At 66.3% G+C, this 12,073-nt stretch carries 11 protein-coding genes, 1 pseudogene and 1 riboswitch; of the genes and pseudogenes, 5 read left to right on the top strand and 7 right to left on the bottom strand.

What is annotated here, in order from left to right:
• Positions 1 to 10: 10 nt before the first annotated feature.
• The 5 genes and pseudogenes from L5G28_RS09685 (at position 11) to L5G28_RS09665 (ending at position 4,663) form a co-directional block, all read left to right on the top strand.
• The gene (locus tag L5G28_RS09685) at positions 11 to 1,150 is read left to right on the top strand and encodes a 3-ketosteroid-9-alpha-monooxygenase, oxygenase component (RefSeq protein WP_237001355.1); all 1,140 of its coding nucleotides are present in this window, start codon (positions 11 to 13) and stop codon (positions 1,148 to 1,150) included.
• Between the two features lie 6 nt (positions 1,151 to 1,156).
• Complete coding sequence (locus tag L5G28_RS09680; protein WP_237001354.1) at positions 1,157 to 1,411, top strand: hypothetical protein; 255 nt, start codon at positions 1,157 to 1,159, stop codon at positions 1,409 to 1,411.
• A pseudogene (locus L5G28_RS09675) lies at positions 1,408 to 3,075 on the top strand (3-ketosteroid-delta-1-dehydrogenase); the annotation flags it as partial. The gene L5G28_RS09680 and the pseudogene L5G28_RS09675, both read left to right, overlap by 4 nt.
• 107 nt (positions 3,076 to 3,182) lie before the next feature.
• Positions 3,183 to 3,794, top strand: coding sequence for a flavin reductase family protein (locus L5G28_RS09670; protein ID WP_372477205.1), 612 nt, complete (start codon positions 3,183 to 3,185; stop codon positions 3,792 to 3,794).
• The gene (locus L5G28_RS09665) at positions 3,791 to 4,663 is read left to right on the top strand and encodes an alpha/beta fold hydrolase (RefSeq protein ID WP_237001353.1); all 873 of its coding nucleotides are present in this window, start codon (positions 3,791 to 3,793) and stop codon (positions 4,661 to 4,663) included. Before L5G28_RS09670 ends, L5G28_RS09665 begins: the two co-directional genes overlap by 4 nt.
• A 40-nt stretch (positions 4,664 to 4,703) precedes the next feature.
• On the opposite strand, the gene gcvP is transcribed toward L5G28_RS09665, so the two are convergent.
• The 7 genes from gcvP to L5G28_RS09630 form a co-directional block, all read right to left on the bottom strand.
• Positions 4,704 to 7,601, bottom strand: a complete 2,898-nt coding sequence (gene gcvP / locus L5G28_RS09660) for an aminomethyl-transferring glycine dehydrogenase (RefSeq protein WP_237001557.1) — start codon at positions 7,599 to 7,601, stop codon at positions 4,704 to 4,706.
• 152 nt (positions 7,602 to 7,753) lie between these two features.
• A riboswitch (glycine riboswitch) is annotated at positions 7,754 to 7,853 on the bottom strand.
• A gap of 136 nt (positions 7,854 to 7,989) precedes the next feature.
• Positions 7,990 to 8,595, bottom strand: a complete 606-nt coding sequence (locus tag L5G28_RS09655; RefSeq protein ID WP_308191535.1) for a MerR family transcriptional regulator — start codon at positions 8,593 to 8,595, stop codon at positions 7,990 to 7,992.
• A gap of 324 nt (positions 8,596 to 8,919) precedes the next feature.
• Positions 8,920 to 9,441, bottom strand: a complete 522-nt coding sequence (locus L5G28_RS09650; RefSeq protein ID WP_237001352.1) for a bifunctional nuclease family protein — start codon at positions 9,439 to 9,441, stop codon at positions 8,920 to 8,922.
• Positions 9,442 to 9,475: 34 nt separating this feature from the next.
• Positions 9,476 to 10,159, bottom strand: a complete 684-nt coding sequence (gene ftsR / locus L5G28_RS09645; protein ID WP_236997170.1) for a transcriptional regulator FtsR — start codon at positions 10,157 to 10,159, stop codon at positions 9,476 to 9,478.
• Between the two features lie 41 nt (positions 10,160 to 10,200).
• Entirely contained in the window at positions 10,201 to 10,659 is a 459-nt protein-coding gene (gene garA, locus L5G28_RS09640) for a glycogen accumulation regulator GarA (protein ID WP_236996946.1), read from the bottom strand.
• A gap of 262 nt (positions 10,660 to 10,921) precedes the next feature.
• A complete protein-coding gene (gene gcvH, locus L5G28_RS09635; RefSeq protein ID WP_236996945.1) occupies positions 10,922 to 11,326 on the bottom strand; it encodes a glycine cleavage system protein GcvH in 405 nt (134 codons plus the stop codon).
• 103 nt (positions 11,327 to 11,429) lie between these two features.
• Positions 11,430 to 12,002, bottom strand: coding sequence for a CDP-alcohol phosphatidyltransferase family protein (locus L5G28_RS09630; protein WP_236997169.1), 573 nt, complete (start codon positions 12,000 to 12,002; stop codon positions 11,430 to 11,432).
• Positions 12,003 to 12,073 lie beyond the last annotated feature (71 nt).

The raw sequence follows: 12,073 nt of genomic DNA, 5'->3' as shown, positions 1-12,073 counted from the left end.
ACGCAGACACATGACGATCACAGAACCAGCGAACGCGACGGAAGACGTCCGAGAGATCGAGAACGGCCACAATCCGGAGCGATTCGCCCGCGGTTGGCACTGCCTGGGACTGGCCGACTCGTTCCGCGACGGCCGACCGCACGGCATCGACGCCTTCGGCGTCAAGCTCGTCGTCTGGGCGGATTCGACCGGCACCTTGAACATCCTGGACTCCTACTGCCGACACATGGGCGCCGACCTGTCGCAGGGGTCGGTCAAGGGCGACGAGATCGCGTGTCCGTTCCACGACTGGCGCTGGGGAGGCAAGGGCCGTTGCAAAGCGGTGCCGTACGCCAAACGCGTGCCACCCCTGGCCAAGACGAGGGCGTGGACGAGCATGGAGCGCAACGGACAGCTCTTCGTGTGGAACGACCCGGAGGGCGGTCCGCCTGAGGACTACATCCCGAGCATCGAGGCCTACGGTTCGGACGAGTGGACGGAGTGGAACTGGAACTCGGTGACCATCACCGGATCCCACTGTCGCGAGATCGTCGACAACGTCGTCGACATGGCGCACTTTTTCTACGTGCACCTGAACCAACCTCTTCATTTCCGAAACATCTTCGAAGATCAGGTCGCGACCCAGGAGATGTCGTTCAAGCCGCGCGCCGACATGGCGGGGATGGACTATGTGAACTTCGGTGAGGAGAGCGTCACCCAGTCGTACGCCTCCTACTACGGCCCGTCCTACATGATCAACCGCCTCGCGGCCCAGGACGGCCTGGAGGTGGTGCTCATCAACTGCCACTATCCGGTCCGTCCGGACTCGTTCGTCCTGCTGTACGGCGTCATCGTCAAACGCGCACCGGGGATGACCGCTGAGGAGGCCGATGCGTTGGCCGCCCAGTTTGGCCAGGGCACGATGGACACTTTCGAGCAGGACGTCGTCATCTGGAAGAACAAGGCGCGCATCGACAATCCGCTGCTCTGCGAGGACGACGGCCCGGTCTATCAACTGCGTCGCTGGTACGAACAGTTCTACGTGGACCGCGCCGACATCCGCGACGACATGATTCGTCGATTCGAGTTCGACGTCGACGTCACCAAGGCCAACGAGTTCTGGGACAGCGAAGTCGCCAAGAACCTCGAACTCGCGGCCGCGAAGGGGTGAGGCGCCGTGTTACATATCGCCTGCGACCAGTGCGGCACCGTGGTCCTCACCGAGAAGTACAGTCCGCGCCACACCAGTGTGCAATGGCTCGGCCATGCGCGTGAACAGTGCCCGCACTCCGCCGAAGCCGGGACGTCGGGCTGTTCGACGAACCGCAAGCGTCTCTGTCCGGCGCTGCACGCCACCATCGACGCCGCCGCGCGCGACGGCGCGTTGCCGATGACCAGACGCAGCGAACCGACTCCGGGAGTGCTCGGATGAGCGGCGGGACGGACAGCGTCACCGTCGAGGTCGACCTGCTCGTCGTCGGCTCCGGAACGGGTATGGCAGCGGCGCTCGCCGGCCATGATCTGGGGCTCGACGTCCTGATCGTCGAGAAGACCGACAAGATCGGCGGGTCCACCGCGTTGTCCGGTGGCGCGTTCTGGATCCCGGGAAACCCGGTGATCGCCACCGACGGCGGCGACGACTCGGTGGACCGTGCGCGCGAGTACCTATCCGACCTCGTCGGCGACATGGGTACAGCGGAACGATGGGAGAACTACCTGCGTTTCGGTCCCGCCACCGTCCGGCTGCTGCAGCGGCTGACACGTCTGGACTTCATGTGGTCCAAAGGTTACTCGGACTACCACGCCGAGCGCCCTGGCGGATCGGCGGTCGGACGCACCTGCGAATCGAAGCCCTTCGATGTCGCACTGCTCGGGCCCCACCGCGACGAACTGCGATCGGGCAGCATGGCCGCTCCGATCCCCATGCCGATCACCGGCGTCGACTACCGGCTCATCAACCTCATGGCCACACTTCCCCGACGCGGACTCGGCCGGGCCATACGTCGATTGTCGCAGGGGCTCTGCGGGAAGGCCTTCGGCCGCGAGTATGTGGCGGGCGGTCAGGCATTGGCGGCCGGACTGTACGACGCCGTGCTTCGCGCCGACATTCCCGTGTGGCGCAACACCCGCCTCGTGCGGCTGGTCACCGAGGGCGGCCGAGTGACCGGCGCCGTCGTCGATCGCAACGGGACCGAGGTCACCGTGACCGCGACGAGCGGCGTCATCCTGGCTGCAGGCGGCTTCGATCACGCGTCGGACCTTCGTCGGCGACATCAGCTGGGCGATCTGCCCGAACTGTCGCTCGGCTCCCCCGGCAACACCGGTGACGCTCTCGCCGCAGGCGCCGATGCGGGTGCAGGCCTGGATCTACTTGAGCAGGCCTGGTGGTTCCCGGCAGTCGCCCCGTTACCCGGTGGTGTACCCAAAGTGATGCTCGCCGAGCGTTCTCTACCTGGCTCACTGATGGTCGATCACGTAGGCGATCGGTTCATCGACGAGGCGACCGACTACATGAGCTTCGGGCAAGAAGTGCTCGCCCGGCAACACGCGAACCGACCGACCGGGCAGATGTGGATCGTGTTCGACCAGAGGTATCGCAACAGCTACGTCTTCGCAGGCGAACTCTTTCCCCGCGCCAGAATTCCCCAAGCATGGTTCGACGCCGGAATTGCATACGAGGCCACGACTATCACCGGACTCGCCGAGGCGACCGGGCTGTCACACCTGACCAGCACAGTCGATCGATTCAACGAGTTCGCGGAAGCAGGGATCGACGACGACTTCCGTCGCGGGGACAGTGCCTACGATCGCTACTACGGCGACCCCAGTAACCAACCCAACCCGTGCCTGCGGGCGTTGACACACGGCCCCTTCTTCGCCGTCAAGGTCGTCCTTTCCGATCTGGGGACCTGCGGTGGGTTGCGCGCGGACCACATGGCGCGAGTGGTCGCCGACGGCGGGGACGTCATCGACGGGCTCTACGCGATAGGCAACACTGCCGCGAACGCCTTCGGAGACCGCTACCCGGGAGCGGGAGCGACCATCGGCCAAGGCCTGGTCTACGGCTACATCGCCGCCCACCACGCCGCCGACCGTCTGAGCATGTCCGAACCCACTGAGCGGGAATCTCTCGCACCCGGCCGGGTAGCGGGGCGATCATCGAGTGACCTTTGACCATCACCAGCGATGCCTGGAGACCGACCATGGGAGCACGCATGCACAGCACCCTCACCACAGTTCCGACGCCTGAATCGACGACTGTCGCGCCGGCAACCCAGATCTCATCGGATCTGCTGCGAGAGGTCATGGGCCATTTCGCGACGGGTATCGCAGTCATCACCGCCTACGAAGGACGGGATCCCATCGGGCTCACTTGCCAAACAGTCGTATCGGTCTCGCTCGAGCCGCCGCTCGTGGCATTCTGTCCGGCCAAGACATCGACGAGTTGGCCACGGCTTCGACGCGGCGGAAATGTCTGCATCAACGTGCTCGCCGACCAGCAGGGAGACCTTTGCCGCCAGTTCGCACGATCGGGGGTCGACAAATTCGCCGGTGTCGACCACCGGCCGGCGCGCAATGGCGCACCGCTCATCGACTCCGCGCTCGCACATGTGGAGGCTACCGTCCAATCCGAGCACGACGCAGGCGACCACACCATCGTCGTGTGCCGGGTGACCGGCCTGTCTGCGAATGCAACAGGCGGCCCACTCCTCTTCTACCGCGGCGCCTTCGAGAATCTGCACGACCCGAGTCGGCGATCGGCTCGCGACACCACCGCATACCGAGCACAAGACGTCCCGAAGGAGGACTCGTGACCGCGACTCCGGTCTTTCCCGATTACGACGCGACTCTGCGTGAACTACCCACTCACAATGGCGTTCTCCGCTATCACGAGTACGGGGACGGCCCGCCGCTCGTGCTGCTCCACGGCTCGGGCCCGGGTGTGTCGGGCTGGCGCAACTTTCGCGGCAACATCAGTGTGTTCGGTGAGCATTTTCGATGCCTCGTTCTGGAGTTCCCCGGCTTCGGAGTCAGTGACGATTGGGGCGGACACCCGATGTCCACTGCATTGAGTGCGCTGGAGCTATTCGTCGACGAACTCGAGTTGGAGACGTTCGACGTGGTCGGCAACTCAATGGGTGGGGGCGTCGGCATCGGCTATGACCTCGCGCATCCCGGCCGGATCGGCAAACTGGTGACGATCGGCGGCATCGGTCGCAACATCTTCAGCGCCGGCCCGGGCGAAGGAATCAAGCTGCTGCAGGAGTTCGCCGAGAACCCGACACGAGAGGCGCTGACCCAGTGGCTGAACTCGATGGTCTACGACCCGGCGGTCGTGACCGAGCAGCTGATCGAGGAGCGCTGGCGACTCGCCGTCGATCCGATCGCGCTGGAGAGCGCGCGTCGAATGTACGGCCGGGTCGCGTTCACCGAGATGATGCGAGCGATGCACGAGTCGGACGCTCCCCCACAGTGGTCCATGCTTCACAAGGTGCGGGCCAAGACGCTCATCACGTGGGGACGAGACGATCGAGTCAGCCCGCTCGACATGGCGCTCATTCCCATGCGCCTCATCCCGAACGTCGAGCTCCACGTGTTCCCGAACTGCGGGCACTGGGCGATGATCGAAGCCAAGGCAGACTTCGAACGCACGGTCCGGTCATTTCTCCTCCAGAAGAATTGACCGGACCGCCCGTAGTCTTCGTCGGCAGTTCAGTCGATCCCTACTCGGCGAACGCGTCCAGCGGCGGGCAGCTGCACACCAGATTGCGGTCCCCGAACGCACCGTCGATCCGCCGTACCGCAGGCCACACCTTCACGCGCCCGCCCGCGGACGGCAGCCCCGTCGGGTACACCGCGGTGAGCCGGTCGTAGCCGTGAGTCCACTCCCCGACCAGGCATTCCGCTGTGTGCGGCGCACCGGCGAGCGGGTTGTCGTCGACGCTCCACGTACCATTGGCGACCTTGTCGATCTCACCTCGGATCGCGATCATCGCGTCGATGAACGCGTCGATCTCGGCTAGGTTCTCGCTCTCGGTCGGCTCAACCATCAGGGTGCCCGCCACCGGGAAGCTCATCGTCGGCGCATGGAACCCGTAGTCGGCCAGACGCTTGGCGACGTCGTCGACTGACACGCCCGTCTGCTTCGACAGATCACGCAGGTCGAGGATGCACTCGTGTCCGACCCAACCGTTCTCGCCCGAGTACAGCACGGGGTAGTGCGCACCGAGGCGCCGTGCGATGTAGTTGGCAGACGCGATCGCCGTCAACGACGCGGCGCGTAGACCCTGGGCGCCCATCATCGCGATGTACGCGTAGGTGATCGGCAGGATGGACGCCGACCCGTACGGCGCCGCCGAGATCGTGATGCCGGTCTGGTCGAGTTCCGACGCGAGCGGATGGCTCGGCAGGAACGGGGTGAGATGCTCGCGGACCGCGACAGGCCCCACCCCGGGTCCGCCGCCGCCGTGCGGGATGCAGAACGTCTTGTGCAGATTCAGATGCGACACGTCACCGCCGAACCGCCCGGGACGCGCCAGACCGACGAGCGCGTTCAGGTTCGCGCCGTCGACGTACACCTGACCGCCCGCCTCGTGGACGGCGTCGCAGATGTCGGTGACCTCGTGCTCGAACACGCCGTGCGTCGACGGATAGGTGATCATGATCGCGGCGAGTTCGTCACGGTGCTTGTCGATCTTGGCGCGCAGGTCGTCGGTGTCGACGTCACCCGAGTCCCGGCTGGCGACGACGACCACACGCAGGCCAGCCATGACGGCCGATGCCGCGTTGGTGCCGTGCGCGCTCGACGGGATCAAGCAGACGTCGCGGGCATCGTCGCCGCGCGACCGATGGTAGTTCCGGATCGCGAGCAGGCCCGCGTACTCGCCCTGCGAACCCGCGTTCGGCTGCAGACTCACCCGGTCGTAGCCGGTGACCGCGACGAGCCAGTCCTCCAAGGTGGTGATGAGCTCACGGATGCCTTCGGAGTCGCCGAGCGGCGCGAACGGGTGCAGCCCGCCGATCTCCGGCCAGGTGATCGGCTCCATCTCGGTGGCCGCGTTCAGCTTCATCGTGCACGAGCCGAGCGGGATCATGCTGCGATCGAGCGCGATGTCCTTGTCCGACAACGCGCGCAGGTACCGCAGCATCGCGGTCTCCGTCCGGTACGAGGTGAACGCCGGGTGCGTCAGGTACTCGCTGGTCCGGTTCTCGATCGATTCTGCGAACGACGTCGGAGCCGCGTCCTGTGCCCCGAATGCCCGCACGACGACCGCGACGTCGTCGGGGGTGGTCGTCTCGTCGCACGCGAGGCTCACCCGGTCGGCGTCGACCAGTCGGAGGTTGACGCCGTCGGCCTTGGCTGCCGCGACGACGTCCGCGGCGCGTCCGTCCACACGCACAGTGATCGTGTCGAAGAACGACGCGTTCTCGACCGTCAGTCCGGCGCCGGTGAGTCGGTCCGCGAGATCGGCCGCGGTGCCGTGGACCCGCTGCGCGATCGCCTTGAGTCCGTCCGGACCGTGGTACGACGCGTAGGTCGCCGCGATGATCGCCAGCAGCACCTGTGCGGTGCAGATGTTGCTGGTCGCCTTCTCCCGGCGGATGTGCTGTTCCCTGGTCTGCAATGCCAGCCGGTAGGCGAGGTTGCCGTCGGCGTCCTTCGAGACGCCGACGAGTCGGCCCGGAAGTTGACGCGTCACCTTGGTGTGCACGGCGAGGTAGCCCGCGTGCGGGCCGCCGAAGCCCATCGGGACACCGAACCGCTGGGTGGTGCCGAAGCACGCGTCGGCCCCGAGTTCGCCGGGGGCGGTGACGAGGGTCGCCGCCAACAGGTCCACACCCGCGGCGACGAGCGCGCCGCGCTCGTGGGCGGCGGCGATGATCGGACCCGCGTCGACGAGTGCCCCCGACGCGCCCGGCGTCTGCAAGATGACACCGAAGAACTCACCGTCGGGAAGGCCCGCGTCGTCGGCGCTCGGGTCCAGGCGCGCTTCGACGACCTCGATGCCGAGCGGCTCGGCCCGGGTGTCGATGACGGCGCGGGTCTGCGGGAAAAGATCGACGTCGACCACGACACGCGGCGACTTCGATTTGCCTGCACGACGGAGCAACGTCATCGCTTCAGCGGCGGCCGTGCCCTCGTCGAGCATCGACGCGTTGGCCACCTCCATGCCGGTCAGGTCGGCGACCATCGTCTGGAAATTGAGGAGCACTTCGAGGCGCCCCTGGCTAATCTCCGGCTGGTACGGCGTGTACGCCGTATACCAGGCCGGATTCTCGAGGATCGTGCGCTTGATGACAGCAGGTGTGTTCGTGTCGTAGTAGCCGAGGCCGATCATCGACCGCGCCACCACGTTCCGGTCGGCGAGTGCACGCATCGCGGCGGTCGCCGCGGCTTCGCTCAGCGGAGCGGGCAGCGCGTCCAGTCCGACGGCGAGCCCGTTGGCGTCCAGCCCGTCGGCGATCGTCGCGGGAACCACATCGGCAGCGAGCTCGTCCAACGACGAGACGCCCAGGACATCGAGAATGCGGGCCAGCTCGGCCGCGTCGGGGCCGAGGTGCCGTTGCGAGAACGGCGAGTCGGGGGCAAGATTCGGCAGGGACGTATCCGTCACGGGCAGGACCTAACTGTCTTCAGGTCCGAGCGCTGCGCCCGGACTGGGCCCTCCCCCTCTGTCCATGTCGCCGGGCGACGCCTGAGAGATTCGGCTGCGGGTGGCCGCGGCCTTTCACCGTGGGCGGACGGGCGGACCCGTCGCTTTCCAGAGACGCCGTCCATGCCACGGTCCGGGTGCCTGAGAGTTTGACGGAGAGGTGTTGCTCCTTCGGCGGCCGCCCGAGGTGATCGGACGACGCTCTCCCGTGGCCTAGCGACGCACGGCCAGGATACCAACACTCGGCGACGGGCCTCCGCCCACCGCGAGCCCACCCGAACATCGAGCCCATCCGAACGTCGAGCATGGCCCGCTCGGCGAGCGGTCGTCTCCGCACCCGCCGGCGCGGAGACGGTTAACCGGTCTTGCGGGTGCGATTCTTGCGGCGAGCAGCCAGTTCGTCTTCGGGCGAGGACTCGTTGACGCCACCGTCGGCGCGCTCGGCCGGGAAGTCGGCGATCGTGCCGGTGAGTTCACGCATGGCGCCGGAGACGGCGATGCCGAACACGCCCTGGCCCCCCTGCAGGAGGTCGACGACCTCTTCGGCCGACGTGCACTCGTAGACGGTGGTGCCGTCGGAGAAGAGGGTGATGCGCGCGAGGTCCTCGACTCCGCGACGGCGGAGGTGATCGACGGCGACTCTGATGTTCTGCAGCGAGATGCCGGTGTCGAGCAGGCGCTTCACGATCTTGAGGACGAGGATGTCCTTGAACGAGTACAGCCGCTGCGTGCCAGATCCGCCCGCACCACGGATCGACGGCACGACGAGTTGCGTGCGAGCCCAGTAATCGAGCTGGCGGTACGTGATGCCTGCGATCTGGCATGCGGTGGGGACCCGGTAGCCGACGAGTTCGTCGGGGACGGTGTCGTTGGGGAACAGACCCGGGGCGATGTCATCCAGACCGCCCTGAACGGGCTCGGTGACACCTTCGGTCCGAAGATCGGTCGGCTTGTCGCCCACGGTTACTCCCTCGCGCAACTGGACCCTGGCCGTGAGTCCTTCTGCAAGGGTACTCCCGCACACGGTCGATGTGTGTTGTACCGGAGCGAAACCGCTCCGGGGTCGAGTAAGAAACTATGAGGAATACGAGGCCCGATCAACGCAACACACCGTAAACCTCAACTTTAGGTTCAGCCGTACGCCAACGGTGATCCTGCGGTGACTATTCCGTTACCAAAGGGGCTGGTGTTACTCGTGTGACTGGAGTGGCGGCAGATGGCGGCATTAGTCGCCTTCTCGCTGGTCGCGCTCCGCGGCCGGCTCCGGCGCACCGAGCCCCGCCCGTCAGCCCGCAGCGGGACCGTCCGGGCCGAGGAAGTCTTCCGGAGAGATCTGGTCGAGGAACTCGCGGAACGCTTCGACTTCTTCTTCGCTCGACTCCTCCGCCCCGCCCTCGACGGACGCGTCGTCCTCGTCGGGGATCAACAGGCCCGCGTCGTCGAGCACGTCGTCGGCGGCGACGATGGGCGCACCCATCCGCATGGCGACAGCGATCGCGTCCGACGGCCGGGCTTCGACGACGACGTCCCCGTCGAAGACCATCTCCGCATAGAACGTGCCTTCGCGCATGTCGACGATCCGCACCTCGACGAGAGTCTGGTCGAACGCCTCGACGATCCGCTCGATCAGGTCGTGGGTGAGCGGGCGAGGCGGCTCGACGCCCCGCTGCTCGAGGGCGATCGACGCCGCTTCGCTCTGACCGATCCAGATCGGCAGATACCGGGAGCCCCTCACTTCGCGCAGCAGCAGGACAGGCTGGTTCTGCGGCGGCTCCACCCGGATGCCGACGATTCGCATCTCGCCCATGATCGTGTCTCCTTGAAAGTCGTTCCGTGAACGGTCAGTCGAGCGCGGAACGCACGGCAGCCTTCACGAGCTGCGTGTGCAGCGTCACCGACAGTGCGGCCATTTCACGGACGAGTTCTTCGGCTCGATCGCGCGCACCGGTCCCCTTGCCCTTGGCGATCGGTCCCGCGATCTGAGCGACGAGCCCGGCTTCACGGTCGGCGCTCACTTTGAACGCCCGCAGATGCCGAGTCTCGACACCGAAGTTCGCGAGCGCCGCAGCAGCCTCGACCAGACGCACCGCATCCTCGTCGAAGAACCCGCCCGGCCCCGCGGACAGCAGGCCGTTCCGCATGAGTTCGGCGATGAACGCCGAGTCGACGCCCGTCCGCTCGATGAGTGACTCCCGGGAGACACGGCCGCCACGCGAGGAGAAGTCCGTCGCCGGAGCGACCGCCGTCCGTGCCGACGAGAGCAGCCGAGCTCCGCCCGTCGTGTCCATCGCCTGCGCGTCGATCGCATCCAGCTGCTCGCGGATCACCTTGAGCGGAAGGTAGCGGTCCCGCTGCGCGGTGAGGACGAAACGCAGCCGCTCGCAGTCTGCGTCGCTGAACCGCCGGTAACCCGACGGCGCGCGGTCCGGTGTGACGAGCCCCTCCGCTTCGAGAAAGCGAATCTTGGAGATCGTCACGTCCGGAAAGTCTTCCGACAAGACCGCGAGAACGGCTCCGATGGACATAGTCCTGTCGCCGCGCGCGTCCGACCGTGCAGCCGAGGAGGTCACGATGCGGCGGTGCCGGCTTCCCCGGCGCGCGGGCCGGCCAGGAACACCAGTCGGAACTTGCCGATCTGGACCTCATCGCCGTTGGCGAGCGTCGCGGTGTCGACCGGCTCGCGGTTGACGTACGTACCGTTCAGGCTGCCGACGTCGACGACCTGGAAATCGTCTCCTTCACGGCGGAACTCGGCATGGCGACGGCTGACCGTCACATCGTCGAGGAAGATGTCGCTGTCGGGGTGGCGGCCGGACGAGGTCGCCGCCTGGTCGAGCAGGAAGCGCGAACCGGCGTTCGGTCCTCGCTTGACGATGAGCAGCGCGGTCCCGGGCGACAAGCGCTCGACACCGGTATCGCCTGGCTCAGCCGACGTCGCCGGCGCGTCGATCTCCTTGATGAACTCTTCCCGGAAGACCGAAGTCGTCTCCACAGGCGCCTCATAGCCGTTGTCGTTACCGGTCACCACATCTCCTTAACCACTGCGGTCGGCGCCCGGGATTCCGGGGTCGGCGACCACTTCGCCATTTCTCATATGCGTTCCAGATGCGCTTCGCCGCTGAAACGCACGTCGTACGGCAGGACGAACGTTCGCTCTCGAACCTACCGTCTTCTGCTCGATCGCCGCCCGGGTTGAGCGCGATTGAACGAACTACAAAATCATATCCGCCCCCGCCGACAAACGGCGGGCTCGTCGACGCTGACGTGACGGATCGTTAGCGAATCGTTCAGCTTCCGACCACGGCCGCATAGCCCGCGGCATCGAGCAGATCGGCGAGCAGCGCGTCGAGGTCGACACCGTCGGCGACGGTGATCTCGACGAGCCATCCGTCGTCGTACGGCGACGAGTTGACGAGTTCGGGCGCCCCCTCGAGCGCGTCGTTCGCCGCCGCGATCGTGCCGTCGAGCGGACCGAAGATGTCTGAGACCGATTTGGTCGATTCGACCTCTGCGAACGACTCCCCGGTCTCGACGACCGAGTCGGTGTCGGGAAGCTGTACGAACACGACGTCACCGAGTGCGTCCTGCGCGAAGTCGGTGATGCCGATGCGGACCGTCTTATCGCCGACCTTGGTCACCCACTCATGCTCGGCGGTGTACCGCAGGTTCTCCGGGATCTTGGTGTCGCTCACGGAATCTGCCTTTCTGGTTCGAGAGGAACGTCAACGCCAGCCGAAGGAGCCCCCCAACCGGATCGAGCTTCGATCATATCGCCCGGTCGGAGGTTCGCCCGCATCAGGCTGCCGAACGCCTGTCCACACGGGGCATCGTGCGGACCACGTCGATCGTCTGGACCCAGTAGAGGACGAGGGACCACACGTACATGGCCACGCCCCAGATCAGGAACGCCCACCCGATCGGGTAGGTGATCGTGCCGATCAGCCCGTCGATGTGCCCGGCGAGGAGCCACGGAAACGAGCTCATCAGGGCGAAGGTCGCAGCCTTGCCTACGTACAGAGTCGGGAGTGCGGTGACACCGCGGGCCGACAGCAAAGGCGCGGTCAGGAACAACAGGACGTCGCGCGCGATGATCACCCCGATCAGCCACCACGGCACGAAGTCTCTGATGCCGAAGCAGATCGGGACGACGATCACGTACAGCCGATCGGCCGCGGGGTCGAGGAGAGCCCCGAGCTTCGACGACTGGCCGAGCCAGCGGGCCAACTTCCCGTCGAGCCAGTCGGTCACTCCGGAGACGAACAGGACGACGAACGCCCATCCGGCCGACTCCTCCACGAGCAGCAGCCAGATGAAGACCGGGACCAACAGCAGGCGTGCGACAGACAGTGCATTCGGCACCGTCCAGATCGCATCGCTGCGCCCCGGCTCCGGTACGCCGGAGTGCCCTGAACCTTTCTCGTCGGGGTCGGGCCCGTCGG

It is taken from the genome of Gordonia liuliyuniae (assembly GCF_021739025.1).
Taxonomy (GTDB): Bacteria; Actinomycetota; Actinomycetes; order Mycobacteriales; family Mycobacteriaceae; genus Gordonia; species Gordonia liuliyuniae.
This window is presented reverse-complemented; position numbering and strand designations above follow the sequence as displayed.

Excerpts from the sequence above, each read along its gene's own strand:
- ftsR (WP_236997170.1), bottom strand. The coding sequence starts at position 10,159 with ATGTCCATCGGAGCCGTTCTCGCGGTCTTGTCGGAAGACTTTCCGGAC.
- L5G28_RS09670 (WP_372477205.1), top strand. The coding sequence starts at position 3,183 with ATGGGAGCACGCATGCACAGCACCCTCACCACAGTTCCGACGCCTGAA.
- L5G28_RS09685 (WP_237001355.1), top strand. The coding sequence starts at position 11 with ATGACGATCACAGAACCAGCGAACGCGACGGAAGACGTCCGAGAGATC.
- L5G28_RS09650 (WP_237001352.1), bottom strand. The coding sequence starts at position 9,441 with ATGGGCGAGATGCGAATCGTCGGCATCCGGGTGGAGCCGCCGCAGAAC.